The sequence below is a fragment of the Flavobacterium sp. TN-1 genome (assembly GCF_052828645.1).
In genome coordinates, this window is record NZ_CM128253.1 from 2,444,591 (window position 1) to 2,470,527 (window position 25,937).

At 36.4% G+C, this 25,937-nt stretch carries 41 protein-coding genes; 34 read left to right on the top strand and 7 right to left on the bottom strand.

The window, feature by feature from the left end:
- The first annotated feature begins 2 nt into the window (after nt 1–2).
- From ACUXZJ_RS10740 to ACUXZJ_RS10810, 15 genes are all read left to right on the top strand, one after another.
- Nucleotides 3–392, top strand: coding sequence for a hypothetical protein (locus tag ACUXZJ_RS10740; protein ID WP_376777299.1), 390 nt, complete (start codon nt 3–5; stop codon nt 390–392).
- Nucleotides 393–394: 2 nt separating this feature from the next.
- Nucleotides 395–658: a hypothetical protein gene (locus ACUXZJ_RS10745; RefSeq protein ID WP_446194940.1), complete on the top strand. Its 264-nt coding sequence runs from the start codon at nt 395–397 to the stop codon at nt 656–658.
- 8 nt (nt 659–666) lie between these two features.
- Nucleotides 667–1,320, top strand: a complete 654-nt coding sequence (locus ACUXZJ_RS10750) for a DUF3164 family protein (protein WP_446194942.1) — start codon at nt 667–669, stop codon at nt 1,318–1,320.
- 1 nt (nt 1,321) lies between these two features.
- Nucleotides 1,322–1,480 (top strand): hypothetical protein, encoded by a 159-nt coding sequence (locus tag ACUXZJ_RS10755; protein ID WP_446194944.1) that lies wholly within the window; start codon nt 1,322–1,324, stop codon nt 1,478–1,480.
- Between the two features lie 141 nt (nt 1,481–1,621).
- On the top strand, nt 1,622–1,771 hold the full coding sequence (locus tag ACUXZJ_RS10760) for a hypothetical protein (RefSeq protein ID WP_165764122.1): 150 nt from the start codon (nt 1,622–1,624) through the stop codon (nt 1,769–1,771).
- Nucleotides 1,772–1,996: 225 nt separating this feature from the next.
- On the top strand, nt 1,997–2,287 hold the full coding sequence (locus ACUXZJ_RS10765) for a hypothetical protein (RefSeq protein WP_446194946.1): 291 nt from the start codon (nt 1,997–1,999) through the stop codon (nt 2,285–2,287).
- Between the two features lie 133 nt (nt 2,288–2,420).
- Nucleotides 2,421–2,903, top strand: coding sequence for a hypothetical protein (locus ACUXZJ_RS10770; RefSeq protein WP_446194948.1), 483 nt, complete (start codon nt 2,421–2,423; stop codon nt 2,901–2,903).
- A gap of 121 nt (nt 2,904–3,024) precedes the next feature.
- The gene (locus ACUXZJ_RS10775; protein ID WP_446194950.1) at nt 3,025–3,285 is read left to right on the top strand and encodes a hypothetical protein; all 261 of its coding nucleotides are present in this window, start codon (nt 3,025–3,027) and stop codon (nt 3,283–3,285) included.
- Entirely contained in the window at nt 3,269–3,601 is a 333-nt protein-coding gene (locus ACUXZJ_RS10780) for a hypothetical protein (protein WP_446194952.1), read from the top strand. Before ACUXZJ_RS10775 ends, ACUXZJ_RS10780 begins: the two co-directional genes overlap by 17 nt.
- Nucleotides 3,602–4,039: a hypothetical protein gene (locus tag ACUXZJ_RS10785; protein WP_446194954.1), complete on the top strand. Its 438-nt coding sequence runs from the start codon at nt 3,602–3,604 to the stop codon at nt 4,037–4,039.
- An 18-nt stretch (nt 4,040–4,057) separates the two neighbouring features.
- Nucleotides 4,058–4,285, top strand: coding sequence for a hypothetical protein (locus ACUXZJ_RS10790; RefSeq protein ID WP_446194956.1), 228 nt, complete (start codon nt 4,058–4,060; stop codon nt 4,283–4,285).
- A gap of 13 nt (nt 4,286–4,298) precedes the next feature.
- Nucleotides 4,299–4,583, top strand: a complete 285-nt coding sequence (locus tag ACUXZJ_RS10795; RefSeq protein ID WP_446194957.1) for a hypothetical protein — start codon at nt 4,299–4,301, stop codon at nt 4,581–4,583.
- 1 nt (nt 4,584) lies between these two features.
- Entirely contained in the window at nt 4,585–5,085 is a 501-nt protein-coding gene (locus ACUXZJ_RS10800) for a hypothetical protein (protein ID WP_446194959.1), read from the top strand.
- 189 nt (nt 5,086–5,274) lie between these two features.
- Nucleotides 5,275–5,484, top strand: coding sequence for a hypothetical protein (locus ACUXZJ_RS10805; protein WP_088418729.1), 210 nt, complete (start codon nt 5,275–5,277; stop codon nt 5,482–5,484).
- A gap of 59 nt (nt 5,485–5,543) precedes the next feature.
- The gene (locus ACUXZJ_RS10810) at nt 5,544–6,095 is read left to right on the top strand and encodes a hypothetical protein (protein ID WP_446194962.1); all 552 of its coding nucleotides are present in this window, start codon (nt 5,544–5,546) and stop codon (nt 6,093–6,095) included.
- Between the two features lie 42 nt (nt 6,096–6,137).
- Here ACUXZJ_RS10810 and ACUXZJ_RS10815 read toward each other — a convergent pair whose 3' ends face one another.
- From ACUXZJ_RS10815 to ACUXZJ_RS10845, 7 genes are all read right to left on the bottom strand, one after another.
- A complete protein-coding gene (locus ACUXZJ_RS10815) occupies nt 6,138–6,641 on the bottom strand; it encodes a hypothetical protein (protein ID WP_446194963.1) in 504 nt (167 codons plus the stop codon).
- A gap of 3 nt (nt 6,642–6,644) precedes the next feature.
- Complete coding sequence (locus ACUXZJ_RS10820) at nt 6,645–7,196, bottom strand: hypothetical protein (RefSeq protein ID WP_446194965.1); 552 nt, start codon at nt 7,194–7,196, stop codon at nt 6,645–6,647.
- Nucleotides 7,197–7,328: 132 nt separating this feature from the next.
- Nucleotides 7,329–8,528 carry a minor capsid protein gene (locus ACUXZJ_RS10825; protein ID WP_446194967.1) on the bottom strand — a complete coding sequence of 400 codons (1,200 nt, stop codon included), beginning with the start codon at nt 8,526–8,528 and terminating at the stop codon, nt 7,329–7,331.
- A gap of 62 nt (nt 8,529–8,590) precedes the next feature.
- Nucleotides 8,591–9,913, bottom strand: a complete 1,323-nt coding sequence (locus ACUXZJ_RS10830) for a phage portal protein family protein (RefSeq protein ID WP_376777282.1) — start codon at nt 9,911–9,913, stop codon at nt 8,591–8,593.
- Nucleotides 9,914–9,916: 3 nt separating this feature from the next.
- On the bottom strand, nt 9,917–10,375 hold the full coding sequence (locus ACUXZJ_RS10835) for a hypothetical protein (RefSeq protein ID WP_446194969.1): 459 nt from the start codon (nt 10,373–10,375) through the stop codon (nt 9,917–9,919).
- A 2-nt stretch (nt 10,376–10,377) separates the two neighbouring features.
- The gene (locus ACUXZJ_RS10840; protein WP_446194971.1) at nt 10,378–11,913 is read right to left on the bottom strand and encodes a hypothetical protein; all 1,536 of its coding nucleotides are present in this window, start codon (nt 11,911–11,913) and stop codon (nt 10,378–10,380) included.
- Nucleotides 11,906–12,346, bottom strand: a complete 441-nt coding sequence (locus tag ACUXZJ_RS10845) for a DUF1804 family protein (RefSeq protein WP_376777279.1) — start codon at nt 12,344–12,346, stop codon at nt 11,906–11,908. Before ACUXZJ_RS10845 ends, ACUXZJ_RS10840 begins: the two co-directional genes overlap by 8 nt.
- A gap of 57 nt (nt 12,347–12,403) precedes the next feature.
- On the opposite strand from ACUXZJ_RS10845, the gene ACUXZJ_RS10850 reads away from it, so the two are divergent.
- The 19 genes from ACUXZJ_RS10850 to ACUXZJ_RS10940 all read left to right on the top strand — a co-directional run bounded on the left by ACUXZJ_RS10850 (nt 12,404) and on the right by ACUXZJ_RS10940 (nt 25,936).
- Nucleotides 12,404–13,441: a phage protease gene (locus tag ACUXZJ_RS10850; RefSeq protein ID WP_446194973.1), complete on the top strand. Its 1,038-nt coding sequence runs from the start codon at nt 12,404–12,406 to the stop codon at nt 13,439–13,441.
- A gap of 2 nt (nt 13,442–13,443) precedes the next feature.
- Complete coding sequence (locus tag ACUXZJ_RS10855) at nt 13,444–14,400, top strand: hypothetical protein (RefSeq protein WP_446194975.1); 957 nt, start codon at nt 13,444–13,446, stop codon at nt 14,398–14,400.
- A 62-nt stretch (nt 14,401–14,462) separates the two neighbouring features.
- A complete protein-coding gene (locus ACUXZJ_RS10860; RefSeq protein WP_088418749.1) occupies nt 14,463–14,747 on the top strand; it encodes a cell wall anchor protein in 285 nt (94 codons plus the stop codon).
- Nucleotides 14,744–15,679 carry a M15 family metallopeptidase gene (locus ACUXZJ_RS10865; protein WP_446194978.1) on the top strand — a complete coding sequence of 312 codons (936 nt, stop codon included), beginning with the start codon at nt 14,744–14,746 and terminating at the stop codon, nt 15,677–15,679. Before ACUXZJ_RS10860 ends, ACUXZJ_RS10865 begins: the two co-directional genes overlap by 4 nt.
- A 22-nt stretch (nt 15,680–15,701) precedes the next feature.
- Entirely contained in the window at nt 15,702–16,088 is a 387-nt protein-coding gene (locus ACUXZJ_RS10870; protein WP_446194979.1) for a hypothetical protein, read from the top strand.
- A 2-nt stretch (nt 16,089–16,090) separates the two neighbouring features.
- The gene (locus tag ACUXZJ_RS10875) at nt 16,091–17,251 is read left to right on the top strand and encodes a DUF2586 family protein (protein ID WP_446194980.1); all 1,161 of its coding nucleotides are present in this window, start codon (nt 16,091–16,093) and stop codon (nt 17,249–17,251) included.
- Nucleotides 17,252–17,253: 2 nt separating this feature from the next.
- Nucleotides 17,254–17,694 (top strand): hypothetical protein, encoded by a 441-nt coding sequence (locus tag ACUXZJ_RS10880; protein ID WP_376777272.1) that lies wholly within the window; start codon nt 17,254–17,256, stop codon nt 17,692–17,694.
- Nucleotides 17,695–17,706: 12 nt separating this feature from the next.
- On the top strand, nt 17,707–18,111 hold the full coding sequence (locus tag ACUXZJ_RS10885; protein WP_376777271.1) for a hypothetical protein: 405 nt from the start codon (nt 17,707–17,709) through the stop codon (nt 18,109–18,111).
- Nucleotides 18,112–18,287: 176 nt separating this feature from the next.
- Nucleotides 18,288–20,003: a tape measure protein gene (locus tag ACUXZJ_RS10890; protein WP_446194981.1), complete on the top strand. Its 1,716-nt coding sequence runs from the start codon at nt 18,288–18,290 to the stop codon at nt 20,001–20,003.
- A gap of 1 nt (nt 20,004) precedes the next feature.
- Nucleotides 20,005–20,616, top strand: a complete 612-nt coding sequence (locus ACUXZJ_RS10895; RefSeq protein WP_088418765.1) for a DUF6046 domain-containing protein — start codon at nt 20,005–20,007, stop codon at nt 20,614–20,616.
- Between the two features lie 10 nt (nt 20,617–20,626).
- Entirely contained in the window at nt 20,627–21,592 is a 966-nt protein-coding gene (locus tag ACUXZJ_RS10900; protein ID WP_088418767.1) for a hypothetical protein, read from the top strand.
- On the top strand, nt 21,589–22,104 hold the full coding sequence (locus ACUXZJ_RS10905) for a hypothetical protein (RefSeq protein WP_446194983.1): 516 nt from the start codon (nt 21,589–21,591) through the stop codon (nt 22,102–22,104). Before ACUXZJ_RS10900 ends, ACUXZJ_RS10905 begins: the two co-directional genes overlap by 4 nt.
- Nucleotides 22,105–22,110: 6 nt before the next feature.
- Entirely contained in the window at nt 22,111–22,410 is a 300-nt protein-coding gene (locus tag ACUXZJ_RS10910; RefSeq protein WP_446194985.1) for a hypothetical protein, read from the top strand.
- Nucleotides 22,394–22,690, top strand: a complete 297-nt coding sequence (locus tag ACUXZJ_RS10915) for a hypothetical protein (protein WP_446194987.1) — start codon at nt 22,394–22,396, stop codon at nt 22,688–22,690. The genes ACUXZJ_RS10910 and ACUXZJ_RS10915 overlap by 17 nt, the downstream gene beginning before the upstream one ends.
- The gene (locus ACUXZJ_RS10920) at nt 22,690–23,532 is read left to right on the top strand and encodes a nucleotidyltransferase (protein WP_446194989.1); all 843 of its coding nucleotides are present in this window, start codon (nt 22,690–22,692) and stop codon (nt 23,530–23,532) included. The genes ACUXZJ_RS10915 and ACUXZJ_RS10920 overlap by 1 nt, the downstream gene beginning before the upstream one ends.
- Nucleotides 23,522–23,989 (top strand): hypothetical protein, encoded by a 468-nt coding sequence (locus tag ACUXZJ_RS10925; RefSeq protein ID WP_088418382.1) that lies wholly within the window; start codon nt 23,522–23,524, stop codon nt 23,987–23,989. Before ACUXZJ_RS10920 ends, ACUXZJ_RS10925 begins: the two co-directional genes overlap by 11 nt.
- Nucleotides 23,986–24,807: a hypothetical protein gene (locus ACUXZJ_RS10930; protein WP_446194991.1), complete on the top strand. Its 822-nt coding sequence runs from the start codon at nt 23,986–23,988 to the stop codon at nt 24,805–24,807. The genes ACUXZJ_RS10925 and ACUXZJ_RS10930 overlap by 4 nt, the downstream gene beginning before the upstream one ends.
- The gene (locus tag ACUXZJ_RS10935; RefSeq protein WP_446194992.1) at nt 24,804–25,148 is read left to right on the top strand and encodes a hypothetical protein; all 345 of its coding nucleotides are present in this window, start codon (nt 24,804–24,806) and stop codon (nt 25,146–25,148) included. The genes ACUXZJ_RS10930 and ACUXZJ_RS10935 overlap by 4 nt, the downstream gene beginning before the upstream one ends.
- Nucleotides 25,149–25,177: 29 nt before the next feature.
- On the top strand, nt 25,178–25,936 hold the full coding sequence (locus ACUXZJ_RS10940; protein ID WP_446194994.1) for a hypothetical protein: 759 nt from the start codon (nt 25,178–25,180) through the stop codon (nt 25,934–25,936).
- Nucleotide 25,937: the final 1 nt, after the last annotated feature.

The window sequence follows — 25,937 nt, forward strand, 5'->3', positions numbered from 1 at the left end:
AAATGCAAACAACAAACAACATTCACAAGCTACTTGGCATAACGCCACAAAAATACCAAGAACAAGATTTTGAACGCTATATAGGCTGGTGTGAAAGTGTAACCAGTAATACTAGAGACTTTCAAAAAGTAATAGCCAACTCGCTTATTAAAAATTGGTACAATATGGAAATGAAAAAATGCGAGCTAACTTTTTTAGAAGATATAAAAGGCTATAGCAATGCAAGTACTACAGACTATATTCAAGCTTATGACAAAAGTGTGGTCAAACTATTTAGCATTTTCCCAAAGTCATTACTCCAATTAGCTAAGAAAAGACCTCCCGTAAATGAGCGGTGTATGTACCAAATAGGATGTGTACGACTTGAACCTGATTTTTTAACACTTAACTAATAATGAATCCGAACGAAATTAAACAACGATTAAAAGTGCTTTACTTGGTATTACAGTTCCACTCGCAATACCAATCTAAGTTCACCACAGGCGAACGCATAGTTATCAATCAGGAACGAGGACAACTCTTGCAACTGCTACAAAACACAGAACAAGAACCTCGACCTGTACCTGCAAGTATTGAGAAAAAAATTAAAGAAGTGCTACACTTAGTAGATAGCATTGACTGGATTCCTTTGAATTTTATTGATTTTATAGACGAATAGATTTAACCATGAACACAGAAGGAACAATAGACATCAGTAAGATGTCAGTAGCAGAACTGGAAGCCTTTTTGAAAAAAAAGAAAGACAAAGAGGCTAAACAATTAGCTAAAGAAAAAGAAACCTACGAAAGGGAGCGAGACGAAAAAGCGCAAACGATGGTCAGAACGGCAAAAGCTTTTTTTAAAGAACTCAGCGAGTTCAAACAATATTGTCATATAGAAATGGAAGACCAAGCTAATAAGCTGGCTAATTATGGCAAAATCAGGGGAAATAGTAAAGGTGGTTTTTCTATATCGGACACAAACGACAGCGTTAAAGTAACCCGCCGTAGAGATACCGAGCCTGTGTGGGATGAACGCTCTAACAAAGCCGTGGAATTAATAAAAGACTTTTTAAGTGATTCCATAAAAAAACGTGACTTGGATATGTACGAAATTCTAATGAGTTTTTTAGAGCGTAACGAAAACGGCGACCTCGAGTACAAGCGTGTAATGGACTTATACAAGCACGAGGACAAGTTTAACGACCCACGATGGAAAGAAGGCTTGCGATTGATAAAAGAAAGCTTTAGCAATCACTTAAAAGGCTATGGCTACGAGTTCAAGTTTAAAAACGAAAGTGGAAAGTGGGAAAATGTAATCTTAAATTTTTCAAGTTTATAGTATGAGCATTGTAATTGAACCCAAAACCGACCACGAAAGCTATTTAGTAAATGGCAAAGAAGTGTATAAAAACAGTTATAACCATTGGTTTTCGCCCGTAGAACTAACCACACAGGAACGTAAAGCCTTCGAGTTATACAAACGTACGGATAGAAAATAAAGCTTTTAAGAAACACACTAGGGCAACCTATAAGATTTGAGTTTTTTGGTTGATTGGTGACCCCAAGTAGTTTAAATGGAAAAACTTAATGATGCAGGTTCGAATCCTGCCTTGGGAACTAAATTTTAAAAATAAGTAAACATGAATAATCTTACAGTACTAATTTACTACATCTATGTAGTCGTTATTTGTTCACTAACTGGATATGTGGTATTTATTCTTAACGAATCAGTATGGTGGTTTATACCCGCCTTTTTATTAATTCAAATTACTCCTTATTCTAAGAAATAAAAAAAATGCGACTAGGTAAACCAAAAAACAAACCAACTGACGGAACGTTCCTTGGCTTTACGCAGGTGGGGCTTTAGAATGATAAACTTTCAACTTGCACAAAAGATTATTAAAAGCACGTAAGCTGGGTTTAAACGCTAACCCCCACTTGCGTAAAACCAATGTTAGCAGATGTAATTTATCCCTTTCGAGCGTGGGATGCTCACAACATAAAAAATAAAAACAATGTTACAATTAACGAAAAACTTACAATTAACAAGCATTGACGAAAACAATGTTCAAGGCGACAAATTATTAGCAGTAGTTTGCTATTTCACATTCTTTGGTGAAGAAGGAATCGCTTACATTTCAACCAATAAATTAGATGGTGATTATCCTTCTTATGGTATGACTGAAATTTCATCGGAGTTAAGCGATTCATTCAATGACTTACTTGAAGATGATGACAACTGGCAAAAGATAGTTGCTAAAGTGAAAGAGTATATCAAAGAATGGGAATTGCAAAATGCCGATTAGAACGGTGTGGTGGCAGGGATAAATTATTTCTGCTAACTACCATATTTGACGAAATGAAACTCGCAAGACAAAAAGCCTTGGAACTTTCTAAAAAAAGAAAAGAAGTAAAACCCATAAAATATATTTTGAAAAGATGACAACAAAAGTAAAACCTGTGTATGACCCGAATGGTCAAATAACTGACCATCAAAAAAAGAGCATTCTTAAACTTTGTAATTACGATATGGCGTTTAAGGACAAATTAATCCTTCAAGCGACCAATGGAGCGACCAGCTCAATTAACAAACTAACTCAAGCGCAAGCTACCAAAATAATGAGGAAATTTGATGGACACAAACAAGCACAACCACAAGAATCCTCACACGAGGCGAACTGGGGTAATTTTGACCCTAAAAACCCTCAGCACGTAAAAATACTATCCGTATTGCGTACCGCAAATATTACGATAAAACACCATCGCTGGGGCGAAGTAGCAGATATGAAAGGGTGGTTTTGCCATTTTCTGCATTCCAAACGATCACCTGTTCAAAAACCACTCAACAAAATGACCAAGGAAGAAGTGACTAAAATCATTGTTGCCCTTGAAGGAGTAGCGGTATGGAAAATGAGCATTTAAAAAACTGCAAGCACAAGCGCACCATAATAAAAGTACTTAAAGCATTTTGCTCCTGCGAAACCACCGCCGTAAAATGCCTTGATTGCGGTGCTTTATTAACCGAACCTAAAACAGACTGCAGATGAGCGATATACAGGAATTTATAATAAAACATACTTCACAATTTGAATTACATCTAATAGAATTACAAAAAATATTTTCCTCTTATATAGAGGAAAAAAACTTGGTTAGTTGTAGTACACCAATGGTTTATAAAGACGACCTTCCAATGAGCTTAACCTATTTTATTTCTTTTACTGCAAGAAAAAAAACACATTCGGAGATATTAAGAGAGCAAATTGAATTTCAAATAAAACAATTGACTGATGAGAATAATACTTAAAATAAACTACGATGCGAATGTAGCTATTATAAAACTAATGTGTCAAATGATTGAAGCCCAACCTATGACGAAAGAGGCAAAATTGGTGCAAAGTATAATTTTTGAAACATTGCCTAAATTTCAAAAAGCAAAAAATACAGCAATTGAAAACCAAACTGTTTTTATAGACTCAAAAAAAAATACGATTACGTTAAAATATCACCAAGCCTATGCTTTAGAACAGTTAATTATCAATTTAATTTTTACGGTCAACTGTTTTCTTGCAAAAAAGCATTTAAACGATATTAAAGACTTTTTAAATCAAAAATTAGCTTAAATGGAACAACTCACAACTATATACAGTGTCAAAATGCCGTCGGGTGAAATATGGCAATTTAAATACAATTTAAAAGGTGTTTTAATTGCTTTTAAAGCACTCGATGGAGAATTAAGCGAAAAGCAAGAAGAGTTTTTATACTTAAAGGGCAAATTTCCTTGGAAAGAAAGTCATATAAAAAATTGGAAAACTGAATATAAACACGTTCAAATAGAAGTTGGAGAGCCGAATATTGAGTTCGAGGTGTTTTGGAAGCTTTATCCTTACAATGCTCTAAGTAAAAAGAAAATAGCCCGTGACAAATGGGGAAAACTCAAAGAAAGCGAAAAGATTAAGCTATTAATGAACCTACCCGAATACAAAAAACTAAAGGCTAAAGAAGGTACTGCCTTTCCTTATGCGGAGGTTTTTATAAATCAAAGATGGTGGGATAAGTAATTTAAAAATAAAAAAGATATGGCAAAACTAATTTTTAGAACAAAAAAACCAAGAAAAGACTACGTAGGTCACGAGTCTTTTATGACCCACGAAACGGTAAATTTTATTGATAAATTACCCCCTTCGGAGACACAAAGTGAAGCTCATAAACTAGTTCAAGAATCAATGTGGGAACTTATCAAAAAACTGAAAGAGATAGGTTACGATGAAACGAGGGTAGGATTTTTTATACATTATTCAAAATAACAAAAGGCGATATATGTCACAATATTTCATAAAGGTTTCAAGAACCTATACTACAAAAAACAAAATTCAAGAGATTTGTCTGAACGAGTTGAAGGAATTAAACTTCTCCCTGGTGTCAGATTTAGCAACGGCAAAGAAAGTTATAAAAAAACATTTTGAACAAGCCGTAAATAGCTATATGGGAAGAGCCAAGCATCCAGAACTAAAGGAATTTGACAAAGCAGGAAAAGGGGCAATATCTTTCTATATTGAAGACGTTATTTACCTAGATGTTTATCCTGTTTTAAATGTGATTTAAGATGAAACTAAAATTTAATACTACAATAAACGGGAAGCCTAATTATTTCATAGAGCGTATTCATAAAAGTTTTAGAATAAAAGAAGTGTACATGATTGCAGGTTTGTGTCCCCAAACACATTATCTCGTAGGATATAACTTTAGAGCAAAAGACATCTTACCACCAAAAATTCACACGATAAGAAGGGATATTGAAAACCTATGGAACAAAGGTGTAACAATCGAATTTTGGGCAGGTGATTTTTTCAAATTTGCGCCTGAAATTCCTGTAATAAGTACACAAAAAATAGTGATCAAGCATATTTTAACCATTCCAAAAGGGGAATTGCGCCCCGTCGTTTGGATAGACGATAAGCTCTATTTTGATATGGCTGGTATTAATCATCCCCAAATGTTAGAACTAGCTCAAAACGACGGTTTTGATACGATTGAAGATTTTTTCAAATATTTCAATAAAGACTACGACGGTAAAATTATTCACTGGACTACAAAAAAATACTAATGACTCCAGAACTTTTAAAAATAGAAAAACATCAATCCTTTTTTAATGGGATGATGGTGGGAACTATAGTTACTGTAGGGATAATTTTTGCACTGATTATATTAACAGAAAGCTACTGATTTTTCAGTAGCTTTTTTTGTGCTTAAAAGTCGCCTTGACCGATATTCTTTTTAGGTCTATTTTTGTAAAATGGCGTACAATAAAAACAATTACTTCAAGCGTGCCCGCTATATCATAGCGGTTTACAATGCGCATAAACATGAAGATGTACCCGACACTAAAATTATAAATCAAATCTTCCCGAAACATAATATTTACCTTTCGTACCGTCAATGGATGAACATCAAAGGGATGAGTGTTCCTAAAGAAAATCCAGCCAATCAACTTAGTTTGTTTTAGTTTTTTTGTTTTTAAGCTCATATTTTAATTACTTTACATTCTAATTAAAACAAATAGTTATGAATATATCTAAAAAATGGACTGTAATTGTGTTAGTAGCCATAGTGTTATTTGCGTTTGGCAAATACAATGAATATCAAAAAGGAAAAAGTAAAAGGGAAGAAACTCAAGAAGAATCAGAAATCAATGTTAATGACAAAGCTATAAAAGGGCTTATGCCAGTTGATATCTATATGAATTTAGAAAAAAAAGGGTATCAAATAACTAAAAATCATTCAGCTGAATATGGTAATATAATTAACTGTAAAAACTCTGATTCAGGTATTGATTATATAGTAGATGTGTATGGAGATAACGAAAATCCAGTTTTAGAAGTGCGCGCTACAGCTAGTCTTAATGGTATGGATTCTGAAAAAAAGATAATTGCTGTTAAACCATTTATTAAATATATATCCAGCATTCCTTATGAAGGAAGCAATCCAAGTAAAATTTCAGATTGGTTAGAAAAGAACTTTGATAATAATGGTGCTTCTATTATAGTTTCAGATGTTAAGTTTACTTTGAATGCTCCGACAAAATTTGTAAGAATGTTGAATATACAAAAAAGTTAATGAATTTTTCAAATCTTAAAAGCCACTATTAAGTGGCTTTTTTTATAGCATAATCTCACCGCTAAAATTAAAAGTTACATTCTTATATTGGTCATCCTCCAAGCTCCAATCCTCGTATGAAGTTGTAAAGGTTAGCTCTCGAGCACGCATTCCTATTTCGTTGTTATTACGGCTTTGGGTATTGGTGTGAGCTAATGGAGTAAAATAGTCCTCATTCCATCCCTGCAGTGCGTTTACTACTTTTTGTTCTATTCGTAAATACTCTAAACCTTTTTCTTTGACCTCTTGAGGTGCTAAATGATGGGTTTGCGAATAGTTGTTAAATAATAACAGTATTGATATTGAAGGTTTCACCAGCTTAATATTTTGCCCCATATACTCCACTGGAGCGGTGGGAAAATCAATAAGCATCGTGGGGAAAATCATACGCCTGTATTCGTCTGAGGCTAATTGTCCTAAGTCTTGGTCTATCCATAATATTTCAGGAACTTCTTGAGTAATTCGGTTTTGAATAGCTAAGAAGATTTTTTCGAAAAATGAATCCATACGTTATTTTAATAAGTTTTTTAAATCTCGTGTAACTTCCCTTTTTATAGCATTGTTTAATGTAGGACTGTCGTTTTGGTCTATAGGCATAAATTGGCGTTGTTCAATATCTACATTACGAGTATGCGCCTTTACGGTTCTTTCTCCTGTTTTAACGGTTACGCTTCGGGTGCGTTCCGTACCATTACGAGTAAATAAACCCGTTCCTACACGCTCTGTTTTATACGTATTGCGGGTATGTGCTTTTACGCTTACTACGCCCTTAAATCCCTCGTTATGCGTTTTAGCATAAGGTATATTGTTTTTAATGGTAGCTTGACCATTTTGAGTAGTGAAAAAATTAGCTGACCGTAAAGCACCCGTTTTCACAAGTGTAGTGCCTTTACTTTTTTTCCACTTCTTAAAGGTTGCGCCTTGAAACCCCTGAGCTCTAAAATTACCATTGATAAAACGTAAGGTAAGTTCACCCGCTACACGAGGGAAGGCAACGGAGGCGTATTGTCTGACCTCTCTTGCATTGTTTCTAAGTGCTTGTTCAAATTCTTGCGGTGTCATGTTATCGGTTTTAAAAAATTTGTATATTTGTAGTGTCAAGAGGTCAGAAATGACTATGGTTATAGGAGGTCTAAACAATCTCGGCTATAATCGCCGCCTTGACTAAAAAGCACCTTCTAACGAGGTGCTTTTTTATTTCTTAAAAAGTAACACTCCTTTCCTTGTTCTGTTCAATTCTCCTGTATTTTGCTCTTTAATGTCATATAGGGTCACTGCTTCCATTTTTTCATTTACAACCAACTTTAATGTAGCTTGTTCATAGTACTTAATGTAAAACCTAGAATTATCATCTAGAGTATTAAACCATATTTCGTCGGGATCTTTTATGATATTAGTGGCTTCTGTTCCATATTCAAAACGATTTTCTTTTTGCTTTTTTAAGATATGTTCTTTAAATAAATCGTACGATTTTCTTTTTTTACCTTCATGTGAAGGAAAAAGGATGTCTTGCCCTAATACATCTCTTAAAATAAAGTCATCGCCTGTGTGCTTTTTTTGTTTTTCCCACCAATCATAATATTCTTGTAAACTTGTTTTTGGGTACTCAGGGAGTTTGTTAGTTTTAATTTGATCTAATGAACGCAAACCATATTGTTGCCAGCTCAGGTTTTTGACCTCACCATCTACATTTTTAAAATACGGGTGATTGTCATTGAAAACCAATCTACTCAACCCTACATTATTATCAAAAGGCGTGTTTTTAATATGCGGGTTTATTGCTTTAGCGGCTTCAATAGCAGTCATTTTCTTTTCATTATTAACCTTCTTTCCTGGTATAACAGTACACCTGCAGTTGAATGCTAGAGGCGGGTAAATTTTTTTCCATACTGGATCCGATTTTAAAGCCGTGAACTTATCCAGTACAGCGTGTTCTGGACGCACTCGGTCATCGCCCACGGTTGAAAACTCTAAATACTCAGTATCTAAAACCTCCCATTTATGTGCCATAATAGCACTTTGTTGTGCTGTGTTAAATTCTGTGTTAAGGAAGCGGTCGTTAAATAATAATCCCGCATCGGCTATTTTCTTTCGATAAGAAGCGTAACTACGTATTTTTCCCTCTTCGTCCAGCATAGCGTCCTGAAAGTACAATAACTGAGTAAAAGACTTAGCCGCACTAAAAGCATAAATATTGTGCTGGAGGTGCGCTCCTAAAACCGCCCTTTGGTCGTCGTATTCAAATTGCGTAGCTCCCAAACCTTGATAAACCGCATCCATCAATATTCCCGCCGTTTTGAAATACAAATCTGAGGGTACATCCTCGATATTTCCATCTAGTATTTTTTTTGCAATTCGGTCATATATGGCATTCCACCCTGATTGGTCAACCAAATTAGGTAATGACCCACCACAACAATCACAAGAGTCACTATAAAGTGTGTTGATTTGCCCAACTAGTGTTGGGCTTGGTCGAAAAAATCGGCTAATCTATTAAGAAACCCATCCATCAAACGTTTCTTTTTCTTATCCTCTAAGACGTTTTCTTTAGGTTTTTTTTGAGGTTTTTCCTTGCTTTGCTTTTCCTCCTCACTGTCCTTATTCTCGGGGATTATTTCTTTTGCTTGCTTTTCCTGCATTTGTTTTTTTAACTGCAGGTAATTTTTTGGCTTGGGAATACCATAAGTGCTATACCAATAGTCGTCGTCAATGGGTACTTTTTCACAAACGACTGTATCAATTTCCAAACGTTGTTTAAGTTTGGCTAAATTAAGTTCTAACTCAAAGGCGAATTTACCTCCTTCGGGATTAAACCCATAGGATTTTAGAATAGCGAAAAACTTTTTGCTATTAAGGTAGTTCTCTACCATAATAAGGTCGGAGGCGGTTATTTCGTCTTGTTGTTCCCCATGTTCTTTACTTTGAGCATAACCAGAGCTTTTACTTGACGATGTGGTTTCGGTGTTCCCTAAAATAGCAATTGCCATTTCTTCATTACACGCCCTTTTAAAGGTGTCTTGAAGTTTACCGTCGCCATTACTAGCCTTACCGTCTTTCATTTCAAATTGCGCCTGCTTGGGTAGCATAATAGCCAGTGATGTACCACTTTCAGTAAGTGCTTTTCTTAATTCCTCTTTGGTTAAATTATCGTAGGCATCATAATAAGCAATTCGTACAGGTTGTCCGAATATTTCAACATATTGCGCCCAATCCCCCCAATTACCACGTTTGTAAACGGCATACAAGGAGCAAGTTAGCAATAAGCCTAAATTTGTTTTATTTCCAATAACCCACACCATAGGCATGTCGTCGTATTTGAAACCATCTGCTTCACTAATACTGTATTGGCTTTTACCTATAATTCCTTTTTCGGGTTTAATGTGTTTGCGTGGAATTTCCTCTAAAGCAAATTCGTCGCCAATTTTAAACTCAACGCCTGATATTCCCCATAGTTCACTTTCAATAATTTTGGTAATTAAATTGCGACCGTGCAAAGAAGTAATCAGTTTGGTTAAATTCTCATCTTCTTGCCCTTGCGTATTAGTAAACTTAATTTTCTTGTTTACTACCGAATTGATTCTTTTTTCAACAACTCCCTTTAAATAACCATCCATAGAAAGTAGGTCATGGTATAAGTCATACAATTGCACACGGCTTGGGTAATGTATGGCTTCTGCTGTTATTACGGCAGTTTTCAAGTTAGCAATATCTTTACGATTACGGTCAGGAGCTACAAGCGTTAAATCGTGTATAATGTATTGTTGGTCTTTTTTTTCCATCGTTTAAAATCTGTTAATTCGTTTTTTTTCAGAGTTCCAAAAAAACCCGTTTACCTTTTGACTTTCGTCTTCTACCGTTTGGGGATTATCAGGTTTTAGTGGCCAGTCGGGAACTATTATACCTTTTTTTATATCGGTTAGCCATCCTGGTTCTTTCTCCGTTCCAACCATCAAAAGCCAATCTTCCCGAAAGAGTTCGATGCTTCCGCTAGGATTTGCCTTTCGGACAATGAAATAGCTAGCTATAACTTTAATAGCCTTTGTGAGCATTTCATCATGAATTATTGGCGGTGTTTGCGCATCACCAAAAAGGGCTTTTAAATCAAATTTAAAAAGGTAGGCTTTAGCAAAGTCCTCCGCTGCTTTAAGTTGTTTTTTTAGTTCGTCACGGTCGCCACGTGAAATTACTGAGAGCACCTCAGTGTACATTTCCGTTTTTAAATCTTCAATAGTCACTAACATAATTAAGCTCTGTGTTTATTTGGTTTTCTTGGAATTGTTTCAATATTGCCCGTTGCTTGTGTGATTTCAATATTTTCAAGAATTTTCACACCTCCTTCCACGGCATCAGGACCATCTATTTTTTTGGCTTTAGGGCTAAAGTTTTTAAACTGTGAAACGAGTCTCTCCATGTGTGGGTTCATCAATTCTTTAATATTAAAAAGCAAGTATCCCAATCGCACGAGTGGCTCTAGTGTTCCCTCAACACGCACGTACTTATTGGGCTTTTTTCGCTCATCTGGTCGAATAGGCAAAACCGTTTGTCTTTCTTGCGAAATTCTATAAATGAGAGGCAAAAGCACTTGTTCATAAAAAGGGTTTTGAAGCTTGTTATTTTCAATATAAACATACACAGGGTCAACCTGTGCATTTTTACAAATCAAATGAGCTTCAAATAAATACTCACAAAATTTTGCGTTTGTCATTTGATCAAGCCAAACTTTATAAATGTAGTAAAACAATCCTTTTTTAGCTAAAATAACCACAGCCTTACTGGATGATTGTTTAAGCTCTGAATCACTTGGAGCGGGGTCAGCATAGATAACCACACCATTACAAGAGCGAAGAGGCGGACATTTTTCAAAAAGAATATTCTTAAACGTATCACCTCCATCCATAGGGTTATTGAAATATTCCTTTTGTGAAGATTCGTGGCTAATAGTATTTAAAACTCGGTCTATGGCTTCTTCGGTGTTCTTTTGAGGCCAGGTACTTTTACCTTCATTGTCTCTAATATTTATCACGTCCCATCTATCGGCTTTTTTACCCATTTCGGTAACGCAACAATAATTAGCAATAATGTTACCGCAAACGATAATTAGTAATCCGTTTGATATTGAACGTGTTGGTATTAAAGCCTGTTCTATCCAGTTTATTTTGTTTTGGATTATTTCAGAATTTCGGCAGTCTTCATCTGTATCGATGTCGTCAATAAGAATTACATCGGGTCTAAAGTTTTCATTCCTTGTACCCCTTGGCGATTGTCCAGCACCCAAGGCACGAAAGGACGCCCCTATTCGCGTTTTAAATTCGCCCGACTCCCAAGAACCTATCTTTTTTTGTTCGCCGTAATCGTTTATAATTCGATTGTTGGATTCAAAAATTACCTTATAGGGCAATAATAGACGTTCGGCATTGTCGTAGGAATTAGAAACTAAAAGGATGTTCTTTTTCTTTTTAGTCATTACCAGATACACAACCTCCATCATAGTACGCCCCGACTTTGACAACTCACGTGCCCAAGAGCGCACCTCGTACCACTCAGCATTTTTTAAAACCCTTTTGGTGGCTTTTATATGAAATTCGGCAGGCTCACTGGTATAGAAATTCGGGAAGTAATATTTAAACCACTCTTCGGGATTAGCCTCTAAGTGTTTGATGCGTTTTAGTTTATCCGAATGCGATTCGGATAAATCTATAGGCGTAGCATTATCCATATTAGCGGAAAACTGCTTCCATAAGTCTAAATACGCTTTATTGCTTATCTTTTTCTTAGCCATGCTTCAATTTGGCAGTTATAAATTCGTCGTAATAATTCTTAAATTTTTTCGCATCTTCAAGGTGTATCTCTTGAATGAATGTTAAAACCTTCATGCCTACCTCGATGTATTCGCCCAGGTTAGTTTCAACTTCTAATTTTTGAATGTTAGAAGTAATCTTACTCATTGTATCAGCTTCTGTATTGGTTGGGATATTATCCCGTGAGGCTACTTTTTCATTAATTGCCTCGAGCTGATTGTACCAATGCGTAAGCTGGTTTTGTTTAGTTGTCAAAAGGCTTTTTCTGAGTTTATCCCAGTTTTCCTCTTCCGCCCACTTGCTCACCGTTTTTTCGGTGACTTTTACACGACTAGCAATTTCCTTATAAGTAATTCTCTCGTTGACGTATAGAATCCGTGCGTACTCCCTCTCTTCTTTCTTCTGAATCCCCATTTTGTTACTCTTTTATAGTGCAAAAATGCCCACAAATTCACCTTTAAAGAAAAAACTATGCAATCCTTACTTGTTAATTTTCAAGGGTTTGCAACTATTCGCAAGTTTGCATCAACAAAAAAACGCAAGGTGGAGAAAGCAAAGAAAATCGATAAGGAATTTTGTCTAACTGACGACTCGGTAAACGTGTACGGTTATAGATGTTTAACCTCTGGTTTACTACTGGATGAAGTAAAAAGAAATCCTATAGGTTTCAAAATGCATAATCGTGACAATGGTATTGTTGTGCGTTGGGAGGACTTTCGTTTAGAAGGTGATAAGGTAATGGCTAAGCCTGTTATAAACTTATCACATCCTGAGGGAGAGCAAACCGTTTCAGAAATTGAAAACGGGTTTTTAAACGCCGCTTCGGTTGGGCGAATTGTCGTCCTAGAAGCCACAAACGCTCCAGAACTACAACTGGAAGGACAAACACAGCCAACGGTTACTAAGTGGTTTCCTCGTGAAATATCCTTAGTGGACATTCCTGGAAATTACAACGCATTAGCAAACCTGTTTGATGAGAATGACAATGCGCTAAACCTTGCAGACTTCACAAATAATTTAGAACCTATGAGTAAAACAGTACTGAACGCCGCACAAATTTTGACGGCACTCAATTTAAGTGATTCCGCTGCGGAAGCGGATGTACTAAATGCGGTAACCAATTTGATTGACACGGCGGCTAAAGTACCGCAGTTAGAAAAAGATTTAAGCGATAAGACTACAGAGCTTAACAGCTTGAAAAGTGCAACCCAAAAGAAAGAGGTTGAGGATTTAATTGCAAAGGGTAAAGCCGATAAAAAACTAACCGTTGAGCTTGCTAATACTTTGTTAGCAGACTACGAGGCTAATCCAAGTGGCTTAAAAAAATTAATCGATGCTTTACCAGCACAAATGTCACTTATGGACAATTTAGATTCAGGTGCAGTACCTGAAAAATTTGCGGGTAAATCGTGGGATGATTTATATGCGAGTAATGAACTTGAAATAGTTAGAACTAAGTACCCTGATTTGTTCGAGAGTTTAAGAAAAGAAAAATTTAAAACCAATTAAATATGGCAAACCCTAAAATTCCACAGGAGTTCTGGAACTCCTATATCGTGGAAAAATTAAGACGTACTAACCCGCATCTAAATTTATGTTTTGATGAATCTGCACATGTAGTAGGTGGAGCGGTTGTGTATATTCCGCAAGCTGGAGCAAAACCCAATGTGGTTAAAAATAGAGGTTTTGGAGCGGCTACGGCAGTTCAACGAGGCGATACCGCTATTAGTTATGTACTTGATGTATTTACAACTGACCCAACCGCAGTATTAACTTCTGAAAAACTAGAAATCAGCTACGAAAAACAGGACAGTGTACTTGCTGACCATACGGACACGTTAGCGGAAACTATTGGTGACGAACTTTTATTCTCATGGGTTAGAGGATTAAAACCTACGGTTGGCGGAGGAGTAACTGTAGAGTATATTCCAACTTCACGAAGATTTGCTACAACTGGTGGATCAACAGCGGTTAATACCGAAGATGGACAAACAGGAAGCCGTAAGGCAATGACTTATAAAGAAGTTCAAGCCGTTAAAGCAAAATTTGACAAAGATAACGTGCCTAAAGATAACCGTTACGCAATGTTGGAAAGTTATATGCAACAAGAGTTTGTGGATAGTTTATCGAGTAATCAAATGGCGGCATTTCAAGCGACAGCTGATTTAGCTAATGGAGTGATTGGGAAATTTGCTGGTTTTACCTTCTTAGAGCGTAGTTCTGTTTTAGCCTTAAAGGCAGATGGTACTTTTAGACTACCAGGAGAAGCACTAGGGGCGACGGATAATCTAGCCAGTTTGTTTTGGCATAAAAACAGCGTGACAAAATCGGTGGGTGATACAAAATTATTTCAAGATTTTGACAACCCATTATACTACGGCGACATTCATTCAGGACTAGTAAAAATGGGAGGTCGTTGCCGTCGTGAAGACTGGAAAGGAATTGCCTTAGTCGTGCAAAGCTCTTAATAGAACATAGAATAGAAACATAAGCAAAAAGGCTTCTTTTTGAAACCTTTTTTAAAGACAACATGGAACAAATTTTTCAACATTCAATTACCGCCTTTTTGTCCTCTTTAATCATGTGGGTGTTTTCAAGGCGAAAAAATTTAGCTGAAGATCGAGGGAAAGAATTGGATAATGCCGTAAAAGCAGTTAAATATTACCGTGAATTATTAGATGACATGGCTAAACGTTTAGCTGAAGCAACAGAGGCATTAATGAAGTTGGAAGAAAAGCACCATGATTTAATGCGTATAAATCAAAGCCTAGTATCAGAATTACAAAAATATAAACAACTTGACGGTAAACTATGATAACATCAACAGCCTGTACAAAGGCATTCGGAAAACCTGATATAGATTTCGAAATAAAATATATGGTAGTATGGAAAGTGCCTGAGGCTATCAGGGTGAAAATACCAGTGTTACCACAAAAAATATACTGCCATAAATTAATGGTAGCACCTTTAGAAAAGGCTTTTAAAAACATCATTGATAGAGAATTAACATCCGAAGTTATTTCGTGGAATGGTTGTTTTTGCATCCGTAGAAAAAGAGGTCAAAGCACTTTATCCATTCACAGCTGGGGATTAGCCGTAGATATAAACGAAAAGGAAAACGCTTTTGGAGCTAAACCAACAATGAGTGCCGCTTTAGTAAAATGTTTTACAGATGCTGGATTTGAATGGGGTGGAAAATGGAGCAAACCCGATGGAATGCATTTTCAATTGTCAAAAATATATAGTATGAAAAATATTAGTTTGTTTAGAGTTGTGTTGTTTGCAATGCTTGTTGGAATGCTGGGAGCTTGTAAAAGTTCCCTAGCTCCAACAGTTACAAGCCAAACGAACGACACTATCATTAAGGTGCAAACCCTTAGAGACACCATTATAAAAACGAAACAAGATAGTAGTTTTTATAAGGCACTACTAGAGTGTCAAAACGGAAAAGTTGTAATTAACAGACCTATCAGCGTTACACCGGGCGAAATATTGAAAATACCAGGAGTAGAATTACAGGATAACTATTTGACTGTAAAATGTAAGATGGAATCGCAAGAAGTGCCTGTTCAACTCAAGGAGAACCACACCCAGCGAATTAAAACCGTTTTGAAAATTAAAACGCAATATGTTCCAAGGGAATTAACGTGGTGGCAAACTACCCAAATTAATATGGGTAGAGTGTTTATAGGACTCGTATTACTCATCTTAATCATAACCTTTTTAAGACTTTTAAAAATTGTTTAAAAATCATTTAAAACAAATTGAAATGAATCAAGATAAAAAAGAATTGGCGCAAGACTATTTTAAGCGTCACGCAGGCAATACTGAATGTTTTATCACAAGTGATAACCGAGTATTTCACACACAAGGGAGTGCGGCAGGTTATGCCAATACGCTAAAGGATGATGCAGTTGACAAATTCACAAGAGGGGAAGAAACTCCTGTATTTGATGATTTAGAAGAGGAAGAAGAACAAGAGAATCAATTCAGTGAAGAAGATATTTTAAATTTCGATACAACAAAATCTGAATATCCTGAGATAAAAACTTTGTTTACTTCTTTGAATTTGGAAGCACCTACGCAGAAAAAACAGGATTTAGTAGAGGCAATCGAGAAAGAAAAAAGTAGAATCTTAAACGAGAAAAACCAATAATCATGGCACAAGGAAACGGAACGCCTAAAGTGAACGTAGCGGTCACTAGTGGTAATCTACAGCGTCAAATAGTAGTTTTAGACAGTATTGCTGGAATTGTTGCAACGGCTGAAAAAGCGGTAAACATAGGCGTAATAAAAACCGTTTTCGGCTATGAAGACGCTCTAAAAAAAGGGTACACCGAAGCAGATGAACCTTTTTTACACCGTCAAATCAAGGACTTTTATCAAGAACTAGGCGGAAACCAAGAACTATGGGTTATGGGGGTAGAAGATACCATGACTTTAAACAATATGGTTAATGCCACTAATGCCAATGGAGTAAAAAAACTGTTGACGGTAGCGCAAGGTAGAATCACGCTTTTAGGAGTTTGTCGTAAACCAGCTCCAAGTTACACAATGGTGGCGGGGAAGTTCTTAGATAAGGACGTAGAAGACGCAATTCTAAGCAGTAAATCCATTTGTCAATATCAACAATCTATTAACCGACCTATTCGATTATTAATTGAAGGACGAACCAATGATATTGCAAAAACCCCTTTTAATAGTAAAGGGGCGGAGAACAGTTACGTCGGAGTGGTTTTAGGAAATTCATACGGCGATGGTTCGGCTAATGTAGCTACTGCTCTAGCTCGAGCGGTCAAATATCCAGCGCATATCAAGTTAGGAAATGGACAAAACGGAGCTTTAACCTTAACAGATGCCTATATAGGCAACAAACCTCTTGAGCAATTCTATAATGAGGAATTGGATGCGCTAACTGATGCTGGTTATATCATTATGCATCGCCGTGAAGGTTCTGCTGGTTATTATTACTCGGTAGATACAATGGCTGGTGCTGACGACTATCGAATATTAGTACATGGCAGACTGATGGACAAAGCCCAACGAATAGCAACGGCTACCACTAGCGCACTTATTGAAACTTCGGTACGAATGGAGAAAGATGGTAGCATTAACAAAGCCGATGCAACTTATTTAGAGGATTTGGTAAAAGCTCAAATCCGTTCTAAAATGGAGGGGCAAATAAGCAATGTTGACGTACTAGTCCCAACCGATCAAGATTTAATAAACACCAGCACGTTAAGCATGCAAATCAAAATACAACCTTTAGGTTATATGACTTGGATTGCGATAACTATGGGTTTAACTAAAAGCATTTAAGTATGAATATCAATTTAACATCTTCTGAATGCGCTTGGGCGCAATTTGAAATAAAAATCTTAAACCGAAGCATCAAAGGACTGCGTGGTTTTAGTTTAAAAAAGTCAATTGAAAAGGAACATTTGTACGGTGCTGGCGATGAGCCTATAGACATACAAAGCGGGAACAAAAAGTACGAAGGAAGTATAAAAGTACTAGGCTTTGAAGCTGATGCATTAAACAAAGCCGCCTTTTTAGCAGGGTACGATGATATTACCGAAGTATCGCACGAAGCTATTGTTCTAATCTGTTCGTTTAAAAAGCGAATTGCTGACCCTACTAATATTTATACCATTACAGGTGTAGCCTTCACCGAAACGGGAGCGGATTTAGAACAAGGTGCAAAATACAGAGAGGTCACACTCCCTTTCATCGCTATGAATATTGATTACAAACAAATTTAACAACTCATAAAAATGAATAAATCAAATGCAAATCCTTTTCAAGCTCGTAGAGCAAAAGGGGAACAAAAAGTAAAAGAAGAGCCGAAAGTGGTTGAGAATAAAATGGAGGTGTTTATTGAACGTTTCGGACAACCGCAATTGGACGGATGGAAACAAATGTATGGTAATCGCCTGTTAATTTTCTTGAAAGTTGAAAATTATTTAGCAGTTCTTAGACCGCCTACAGCTGAGGATTTGGGTGAGTATCTAATGAGTGTGGGAACTGTAGGAATGAGTAAAGCGGTTTTAATGATTGTAGAAACCTTATGGCTTGATGGAGACTACGAACTTATCCAGGATGAAGACAACTTTATGTTTGTGTTCTTACAAGTAAATAATTTCTTGGAGGGGAAAAAAGGCGAGTTTTTTCGCGCTTAGCCAAAAAGGAAAAGAAGACTGCAAAAAAAACAAAGCAGGTTTAGATTTCCTTATTGTATTTGGGAGTATGCAATTTGGAGCTAATGCTTTAAAAGAATGGGGTTGTGAAACCTTCTTTTACAGAACAGGAATAGCCTTGGAACTTTGGGAAAAAGGTATGAAAACAAAAATTTAAGATGAGTAGTACAGTTGAGTTTGTTGTAAGAATGCGTGATATGATGAGTGGTGGCTTGAATCAATTAGCCACCACCTCACAAAGTGCCTTTTCTCGCATGAATCAACAAGCGCAACAATTCACAGGCAGGAATCGAATTTTAGCCCAAAGTTATTCCGAAATACAAAGGCGAATTCAAGAAGTGGAAACTACGATTCGTAATAGTACATCAGTTTCGCAAATTCGTGAAGCTCGAAGAGAATTGAGCTTATTGCAACGACAGACAAACAATCATAGTTCGGGTATGGGTTCGGGCGGTGATAAAAAAGGGTTAGGAATTGGCGGTATTGCTTTAGGTTCTATGGTTGGTGGTGTAGCCACTCAGGCTATGGGCGCAATTGCGGGGGCAGTTAGTAGCGGTGTAGGTGCTATGATTCAAGGCTCTATGGATAAAGAACAAGCCATTACGGGTTTGAAAACCTTTTTAGGTGAAAAAGGAGCGAATGATGCTTACGCTAATATTAGAAAAGATGCCGCCGTAACTCCTTTTGACACAGCCTCTTTATTAGAAGTTAATAGAGCTCTTATTTCGGCAAAGCTAAATGCTACAGATGCTAGAAAAGACACTATGAACCTAGCCAATGCCGTAGCGGCTGTGGGTGGTGGTAACGATGTTTTATCGAGAATGGCAGCTAATATGCAACAAATAAAAACCGTGGGTAAAGCTACGGCTATGGATATTAAGCAGTTTGGAATGGCGGGAATTAACATTTACGAAATGTTATCCAAGTCCACAGGTAAAAGCATTGCGCAAGTTCGTGAAATGGACGTCTCTTATACTGATTTATCCAAAGCGTTAGAAATGGCTAGAGCTAAAGGCGGTATTTATGCTGGAGCACTCGAAGCACAAGGGCAAACCAAAGCGGTTAAATGGAGTACGTTTAAGGATAACCTTAGTAATGCGGCTACAGATATAGGTGATGCCTTTTCGCCTGTGATGAACAAGCTCCTTGATTTAGCCGTTCGATTTAGTAATAGTATAGCTCCAGCTATACAAAAAGCTCAGCCCTATATTGATATGATGGCTAATGGTGTTGGTAAAGCCGTGGACTGGATTATGAGCCTTGTAAACGGCACCAGTAAATGGTCGGACTGGGTAACGATTGTTCGTGACATTTTCAAAGTAGTTGTTGACCATGCTCAAAATATGCTGGCTAAAATATGGCATATTGTACAAGGTGTAATTGAGTTTATTAAGAAAAGTGAACTATTAAAAGATATATTTCGCTTTTTAGGTTGGTTACTAGAAAAAACATTCGGAATTATTGGTAAAATGGCTGATGCGTTGGTTTGGCTTTGGGATAAACTCATATTGCCCTTTTTTGAAAAAGTTGAGTGGGCTTATAAAATGATTAAAGATTTATGGTCAGACGACGAAAAACATATAAAGGTAACGGCAACCAAAAAACTACTGCTTGCAAAAGCCAAGGATGAACCAATAAAAGACAGCCCTTTAATTACTGGAGGTAAACTAGCTCAAGAAAATTCAAGCTCAGGAAAAAGTGCAGGAGTAACCGTATCAGGTGGAGGTCCTAAAACGATAAATATTTATGTAGAGAAATATGCCGATGGATTGAACTTTTATACAATGAACGCACAGGAAACGGCGGAACAAATATATAAAATTGTTTCTGAATTTTTAGGCAGAACATTAATAGACACAAGTAAGGTAATTTAAAATGAGTAATGTAATAAACTTAGTAGGACTTTATAAAACCTATTTCAACGCAACACCTTTCTCCGTAAATAAAGACGGTGTAAAAGAAAAAAGTGAAGAGGTCAATTATACGGGGCTCAAGCAAAATAATTACGCAAAGGATTTTATTCATTATACAAAAAATCAAATTGCCTTAAATAAGGTTGGTTTATACGGTCGGTCTATTTGGTTTCCTGTCACGTTTTGGAAATCCACAGAGGCGGTTTTGGAAATAGATGCGTGTACAATTAATGTTCAATTGGCTAAAAACATCGTAAAAACGGCAGTAAGTGAGCGCAAGGGTACAGTGAAAGAACAATTTTCAATTGAAGATTACAAATTCACCATTAAAGGTTTTTTGATTGGTAAAGACAGAAAATTTCCTGAGAGTGAAATTTTAGCTTTAAAGGATTTGTTTGAAAGCCAAGAGCCTATTTCATTACACGGCGGTTATCCTGAATTGTTCCTGGATAAAAGTTGCCAGATTGTGATAAATACGCTCGACTTCCCCGAAGTACAAGGCAAAGCACATTGGATTAGACCTTTTAGCCTAACGTGTGAAAGTGATTTTATTGATGATTTAATTTTAGAATAATATGTTTTACATGACCAGCGACATCACCATTGGTGGACTAAAAAAAGTAAAACCTGCCAAGGTAGTTTGGAAAACAGATGTAAATGGATTTATAGACACTTGTACTATAGAACTACCTAGAATTAGTTATCTAAAAAATGATAAAACTAACACCGAGGGGCAAAAAGTAAATGATTATTTAATTCAAGAAAATGACTTTGTTTCAGTTGCTCTAGGCTATGACGGCAGAAATGAAAAAAGATTTGAAGGTTTTGTAAAAAGAGTAAATACAGGGACTCCTTTACAGGTAGAATGCGAAGGTTATAGTTACCAATTGTATGATGTAGTGTTTAGTAAAACCTATGCAAGTACCACGGTAAAAGAGCTTTTAACTGATGTTTGCCAAGGAACGATAATAAAGCTAGCGGATAAGATACCTCATATACCTTTAAGCAACGTTCGTTTTAAAAATGCTGGGGGTTTACAAGTTTTAGAATGGTTGCAAAAGGAATGTAAACTAGCGGTTTATTTCAATTTTAATGAATTATATGTAGGAACAAAGTTTGGTAAGCTACAAAATAAAGTAAAGTTAAAATTAGGCTGGAACACAATAAAAGATGATGATTTTAAACAGCGTAAAATCGATAAAACAACTAAAATAGTTATTAAAGAGAAATCAGGCACGGGTGAAGTAAAAAAAACACCTGCAGACGTTGAAAAATACAGTAACGAAAAAGCCGTAAAAATAAAGCAAGGTTTCCCTGCAGATGTTTTAAAAGACATTGCCAATCGTTTACAAACAAAGAGTAACTATAAGGGATATGAGGGCGGTATTAATTGTTTTTTAGAACCTTATATGATAAAGGGAATGCTCGTGGAAGTTGACGGGTATCGCTACCCTGAAAAGTCAGGTACTTTTTTCATTGAAAGCATTGAGGGGGAATTTTCAAAAAGTGGCGGTAGACAAAATATAAAACTAACATACGTAAGTCCATGACACCCGAAGAGTTTAGAAAAAGGTTTCAAGATTTAGCCTCGCAGTATGGTCCTGCAGTAAGCAATATCGCCAAGGTTAAGGCAATTGACAAGGAAAATTGGATTTGTACCCTTGAAGATGAGGACGGTCAGGAAATACCAGCCGTAAGACTTCGACCTGTACAAAGTAGTAACAAAAGTATTTTGTTGCTCCCATCCATTGGTTCTTATGTGCTTGCGGTTCGTATTGAAGATGATGAAGATTGGTTAGTTATCGCTTGTGATAAACTTGAAAAAGTAGGCATCTACGTAGAAGAAACACTACTAGAGATTGACAAAGAAGGGTTTCTTTTAAAAAAAGAAAACGAAAGTTTAAAAGCAATTCTTAGCGATTTAGTTAGCTATATAAAAGCGATGAGTTTTACAGTAAGCACTACAGGAACTGCAACTGCACAGAGTGGCGCAACGCAAATACTAAATAATTCAGCCGACTTTGAAACTATTGAAACACGACTTAAATCCCTTTTAAAATAAGTTTAAATGATACCTAAGGATATAATGCTAGACGACGATATGGATTTGCTTATTCAAGGTAACGATTTGGTACTTGGAGAAAGCACGCACCAGCATCAAAAAATTTTGATTATGGTGGATAAAGGCGAATTCAAAGAAAATATTACCCGAGGCGTGGGAGCTTTACGATACGCTGAGATGCATAATCCAGAGAGCTTAATGCGTGAGATCAGACAGGAGTTTATAGCCGATGGAATGATAGTAAACTCTTTGAGTTGGAATGATGGAAATTTAGAAATAGACGCTAATTATGATAGTAAAAGTTAAGGTGCTACAGAACTGGTTCGATGTAGCCAGCATTTATACAGGTGATGCCTCTAATGCTTATCCATTGGCATTCTATAACAATTCATCAATTACCGATGACTTACAAAGCGGTCAAGAGGTAGAAATACCTAACACTATAGCAATTAACCAAAAAAACAAAAAATATTTAGAGGCTAGAAACCTTCAACCCGCAACGGGATTGACATTAGAACAAACACAATACGATAAACCACTAGGCATTGGCGAAATGGTTATAAACTCAAGTTTTATAGTACGATAATGGCACGAACTGAAAAAGAAATACACGATCAAATTTTAAACGAATTATATACCAGTTCGGTTTTAGATATACAAGCTCCTTTGAGTTCAGCTAATCTATTTTATCGTTTCACGAGAATTAATGCTGCCGTTATTCAAACTTTTGAAAAATTGATGGATACGCATAAAACCCAAATAGACACCGCAATTTACGAATATAAACCTGGCACAGCAAGATGGTACAGAAATATGGCGTTAGCCTTTCAAATGGGGTTTGATTTATTGCCTGACGACGACCAGTTTAATAACTCAAATGCTACATCTGAACAAATTGAAGCGTCAAAGATTGTGAAGTATTGTTCCATACCCGAGGAAGGCGTGGAAAGTTCAAGACTAATCATCAAAATTGCAGGCGAACAAGGCGATATTTTGCGAAAATTAAGCGATTCCGAACTAGTTAGTTTTACGGATTACATCAAAAAAATACGCTATGCGGGTGTGAAGTTTTTAATCGTGAACAACCCCGCCGATAAACTGCTTTTGCAGATGAAAATTTACGTGAATCCTTTGGTTATAGGTAATGATGGCGTAAACATTCGAACTGGTTCAAAGTCGGTAGAATTAGCTTTAAAGAATTATTTGAAAAGTTTGCCATTTGACGGTGAGTTAATCATAAACGATTTAATTGCTAAGCTTCGGGAGGTTGATGGCGTGGAAAATGTCAACATTTCAAACATTCAAAGTTCGAAGTACAATAATGATACAAGAAGTTATGAAGGTTTCAAAAGTATTAACATTAAAACAATCCCCGAGGCAGGTTATTTCGAGTTAGACAACCAAAGTAGTTTGAATTATGTGGTATGAAGTTGACTTTAAGAAATTAGCAGTATTACTGTTACCAATAGCACTGCGTAAACCCAAAACAATTGCTTTTCTACATTGTTTGGTACAACCAATTGACAGCGTTTACAGGTCCTGGAAATCGAAGCGTGACGACGATTGGTATAAGCTGGCGCATAATGGGCAAGTGTGCAAGCTTGAAGCCGTTTTGAATGACGAATTTGACAAAACACTAAGGCGCATTTATATAGACGACGGAGACTCTTTTCAACAGGAGTACATTTTTACAGACGAAGAGGGCGAAGAAGTTTTTTTAGATGATACGCTTTTTGTCTTTTCCGAAGATGAATACGAAAACACAGGCGTTGACTTTGTAGTGTTTGTGCCGTCGGAATTGGTGGATGCAAACATTCATAAACTAAACTATTTGATAAAATATTACAAACTGGCGGGTAAACGCTACAGAATAGAAAAACTATGAATTATCAAAAAATTAACCAAAGTGGTGGTTTTCCTATCAAAACCCAAACTTTAGAAGATATGCAAACAAGCTGGCAACTTTTAAACAGCTTGGGCGAACTAGCGGGGAATTTTGCCATCTTGAAAGGATGTCAGGAAAGCAATGGTACTGTGAGCGATGGCGTTGTGTATATCAACGGTGAAGTGCTTGACTTTGTTGGAGGTCTGAAAGGACCTACTGTTATAATTACTGAAACAGCTTATAAAAGGGAATTTAAAGACGGTACAAACAAAGATGTTCTATTCGTTCGAAAAGCAATGTTTGGAATTGGGTCAGTTACTTTTAATTGGGCTGATTTCAAACGCCCAAAATCGACCATACAGCTCACGTCGGATTTAAAAACAGTTAATGAAGAGTTGCCTAAAAAAGCTGACAAAACGATAATTCAAAGCTTAATTGATAGAATTATAGAGCTTGAAAAACGTCCAACGTTCAATAATCCTATTAAAAACAAAGGGTACTTCACTTTAGGTGATATTACAGGTGGACAGCCTGTAGGCTCAAACCTTCCTGTCTTTGGGGATTGTGTTTCTGCTGTTGTAGCATCTTATGTCGATGGAGGTAATCATTATATAGATGTAAGCTTTTTGAATCCAATGCCATCAGTTAATTATAAAGTAAACTTAATGGTCGAATCTTTAGGTACTATATCGAATGACGACGACGCTGGAAATCCTGTATTCAAAATCATCGACACCAACAAGTTTAAAGTAGGCTTGTACGAAGCTGCATCAACAGTACAGTCTATTAGAATTCATTTCGAAATCACAGAACTATGACAGCGAAAGAAAACATAAAAAAATGGTTTAAAACAGGTTCGAAACCAACCGAAGAACAATTCAGTGCTACATGGGATTCGTTTTGGCACAAGTCAGAAAAAATCCCAATCAATCAGATTGAAGGAATTACCCAAGTCTATGAAAGCATCAACCAAATCAGTCAGCAAAACCCACGAATTGTACCCGTCGGGCAGTTGCAGATATTTAAAGTAGCACCAAATGCTAATAATAACGTTTTAGAATCGGGCGATTTTGTGGTAGGATTTGTCGAAGAGCATTTTATAAATGCTACCTATTTAGAAGGTGACCCGCAACGGCTTGCCAGTTATGGAATTATTTAAAATATTGAAAACTAAATCTAAAATCTAAAATGAGTAAACAAATTATTAATAAGCCGATTTGCCTTAATAAAGTGGCAAAAGGAAGACTTACCGACAGTTGTCTATTGGTAAGAAGTAAAGATAATATTATAAAAGAAATTGACGTGAAAGATTTGAACTCTTCTAAACAATGGATGTGGCATATCCCTTTAACCTCATACCCCTCAAATATATTTTTCACAAATGTGAAATCTGCGGGTTCTTACCCTGTTCACTCAAAATATATAGGCGTTAATTACTTCCAATTAATGAGTGACTCTCCCTATAATACAGATTTGAATATCAATGCTTTTGAATCAGGTGTTAATCTTTTTATAGGAGACAGTTTATCTGTTGATTTTCTATATGATTCGACGATTAATCCTGTCCCTGAATTTTATAACGACACGTGCTGGCGTATTGCTATTGGACAGACAGGAGTAGAAACTGATTTCACAGGTCTTGACTTTTCTTTAAGCGCAAGCTTTGAAATAGCGAGCAAACGGAATACTGATATCACAAGAATTGACACAGGAATTTTATTTGCTAAAGATGTCATATACAACGTACAAATAACACGAAGCGCACAGGGGTATAACGTTAAAATTTCAGATAAAAAAACAAGCGAAGTTCTTTTTGAAAGCGAGCTAACTACAAACGTTTCAGAACTAAGTGGTTTTTCTGTGTTTCCGTACAACAAAACGGGTTCAAGCCCTTCAGGGTTATTTAAAATGGGTATTGTTCGATTAGGATATTGTCCCTCAAAATAAT

Excerpts from the sequence above, each read along its gene's own strand:
- ACUXZJ_RS10815 (WP_446194963.1), bottom strand. The coding sequence starts at position 6,641 with ATGGATTCATTTTTCGAAAAAATCTTCTTAGCTATTCAAAACCGAATT.
- ACUXZJ_RS10905 (WP_446194983.1), top strand. The coding sequence starts at position 21,589 with ATGACACCCGAAGAGTTTAGAAAAAGGTTTCAAGATTTAGCCTCGCAG.
- ACUXZJ_RS10890 (WP_446194981.1), top strand. The coding sequence starts at position 18,288 with ATGAGTAGTACAGTTGAGTTTGTTGTAAGAATGCGTGATATGATGAGT.
- ACUXZJ_RS10800 (WP_446194959.1), top strand. The coding sequence starts at position 4,585 with ATGAAACTAAAATTTAATACTACAATAAACGGGAAGCCTAATTATTTC.
- ACUXZJ_RS10845 (WP_376777279.1), bottom strand. The coding sequence starts at position 12,346 with ATGGGGATTCAGAAGAAAGAAGAGAGGGAGTACGCACGGATTCTATAC.
- ACUXZJ_RS10770 (WP_446194948.1), top strand. The coding sequence starts at position 2,421 with ATGACAACAAAAGTAAAACCTGTGTATGACCCGAATGGTCAAATAACT.
- ACUXZJ_RS10925 (WP_088418382.1), top strand. The coding sequence starts at position 23,522 with ATGTGGTATGAAGTTGACTTTAAGAAATTAGCAGTATTACTGTTACCA.
- ACUXZJ_RS10935 (WP_446194992.1), top strand. The coding sequence starts at position 24,804 with ATGACAGCGAAAGAAAACATAAAAAAATGGTTTAAAACAGGTTCGAAA.
- ACUXZJ_RS10830 (WP_376777282.1), bottom strand. The coding sequence starts at position 9,913 with ATGGAAAAAAAAGACCAACAATACATTATACACGATTTAACGCTTGTA.
- ACUXZJ_RS10805 (WP_088418729.1), top strand. The coding sequence starts at position 5,275 with ATGGCGTACAATAAAAACAATTACTTCAAGCGTGCCCGCTATATCATA.
- ACUXZJ_RS10850 (WP_446194973.1), top strand. The coding sequence starts at position 12,404 with ATGCAATCCTTACTTGTTAATTTTCAAGGGTTTGCAACTATTCGCAAG.
- ACUXZJ_RS10745 (WP_446194940.1), top strand. The coding sequence starts at position 395 with ATGAATCCGAACGAAATTAAACAACGATTAAAAGTGCTTTACTTGGTA.
- ACUXZJ_RS10795 (WP_446194957.1), top strand. The coding sequence starts at position 4,299 with ATGTCACAATATTTCATAAAGGTTTCAAGAACCTATACTACAAAAAAC.
- ACUXZJ_RS10810 (WP_446194962.1), top strand. The coding sequence starts at position 5,544 with ATGAATATATCTAAAAAATGGACTGTAATTGTGTTAGTAGCCATAGTG.
- ACUXZJ_RS10775 (WP_446194950.1), top strand. The coding sequence starts at position 3,025 with ATGAGCGATATACAGGAATTTATAATAAAACATACTTCACAATTTGAA.
- ACUXZJ_RS10880 (WP_376777272.1), top strand. The coding sequence starts at position 17,254 with ATGAATATCAATTTAACATCTTCTGAATGCGCTTGGGCGCAATTTGAA.
- ACUXZJ_RS10820 (WP_446194965.1), bottom strand. The coding sequence starts at position 7,196 with ATGACACCGCAAGAATTTGAACAAGCACTTAGAAACAATGCAAGAGAG.
- ACUXZJ_RS10910 (WP_446194985.1), top strand. The coding sequence starts at position 22,111 with ATGATACCTAAGGATATAATGCTAGACGACGATATGGATTTGCTTATT.
- ACUXZJ_RS10870 (WP_446194979.1), top strand. The coding sequence starts at position 15,702 with ATGAATCAAGATAAAAAAGAATTGGCGCAAGACTATTTTAAGCGTCAC.
- ACUXZJ_RS10885 (WP_376777271.1), top strand. The coding sequence starts at position 17,707 with ATGAATAAATCAAATGCAAATCCTTTTCAAGCTCGTAGAGCAAAAGGG.
- ACUXZJ_RS10930 (WP_446194991.1), top strand. The coding sequence starts at position 23,986 with ATGAATTATCAAAAAATTAACCAAAGTGGTGGTTTTCCTATCAAAACC.
- ACUXZJ_RS10780 (WP_446194952.1), top strand. The coding sequence starts at position 3,269 with ATGAGAATAATACTTAAAATAAACTACGATGCGAATGTAGCTATTATA.
- ACUXZJ_RS10835 (WP_446194969.1), bottom strand. The coding sequence starts at position 10,375 with ATGTTAGTGACTATTGAAGATTTAAAAACGGAAATGTACACTGAGGTG.
- ACUXZJ_RS10840 (WP_446194971.1), bottom strand. The coding sequence starts at position 11,913 with ATGGCTAAGAAAAAGATAAGCAATAAAGCGTATTTAGACTTATGGAAG.
- ACUXZJ_RS10915 (WP_446194987.1), top strand. The coding sequence starts at position 22,394 with ATGATAGTAAAAGTTAAGGTGCTACAGAACTGGTTCGATGTAGCCAGC.
- ACUXZJ_RS10790 (WP_446194956.1), top strand. The coding sequence starts at position 4,058 with ATGGCAAAACTAATTTTTAGAACAAAAAAACCAAGAAAAGACTACGTA.
- ACUXZJ_RS10895 (WP_088418765.1), top strand. The coding sequence starts at position 20,005 with ATGAGTAATGTAATAAACTTAGTAGGACTTTATAAAACCTATTTCAAC.
- ACUXZJ_RS10900 (WP_088418767.1), top strand. The coding sequence starts at position 20,627 with ATGACCAGCGACATCACCATTGGTGGACTAAAAAAAGTAAAACCTGCC.
- ACUXZJ_RS10865 (WP_446194978.1), top strand. The coding sequence starts at position 14,744 with ATGATAACATCAACAGCCTGTACAAAGGCATTCGGAAAACCTGATATA.
- ACUXZJ_RS10860 (WP_088418749.1), top strand. The coding sequence starts at position 14,463 with ATGGAACAAATTTTTCAACATTCAATTACCGCCTTTTTGTCCTCTTTA.
- ACUXZJ_RS10875 (WP_446194980.1), top strand. The coding sequence starts at position 16,091 with ATGGCACAAGGAAACGGAACGCCTAAAGTGAACGTAGCGGTCACTAGT.
- ACUXZJ_RS10750 (WP_446194942.1), top strand. The coding sequence starts at position 667 with ATGAACACAGAAGGAACAATAGACATCAGTAAGATGTCAGTAGCAGAA.
- ACUXZJ_RS10855 (WP_446194975.1), top strand. The coding sequence starts at position 13,444 with ATGGCAAACCCTAAAATTCCACAGGAGTTCTGGAACTCCTATATCGTG.
- ACUXZJ_RS10940 (WP_446194994.1), top strand. The coding sequence starts at position 25,178 with ATGAGTAAACAAATTATTAATAAGCCGATTTGCCTTAATAAAGTGGCA.
- ACUXZJ_RS10740 (WP_376777299.1), top strand. The coding sequence starts at position 3 with ATGCAAACAACAAACAACATTCACAAGCTACTTGGCATAACGCCACAA.
- ACUXZJ_RS10765 (WP_446194946.1), top strand. The coding sequence starts at position 1,997 with ATGTTACAATTAACGAAAAACTTACAATTAACAAGCATTGACGAAAAC.
- ACUXZJ_RS10785 (WP_446194954.1), top strand. The coding sequence starts at position 3,602 with ATGGAACAACTCACAACTATATACAGTGTCAAAATGCCGTCGGGTGAA.
- ACUXZJ_RS10755 (WP_446194944.1), top strand. The coding sequence starts at position 1,322 with ATGAGCATTGTAATTGAACCCAAAACCGACCACGAAAGCTATTTAGTA.
- ACUXZJ_RS10760 (WP_165764122.1), top strand. The coding sequence starts at position 1,622 with ATGAATAATCTTACAGTACTAATTTACTACATCTATGTAGTCGTTATT.
- ACUXZJ_RS10920 (WP_446194989.1), top strand. The coding sequence starts at position 22,690 with ATGGCACGAACTGAAAAAGAAATACACGATCAAATTTTAAACGAATTA.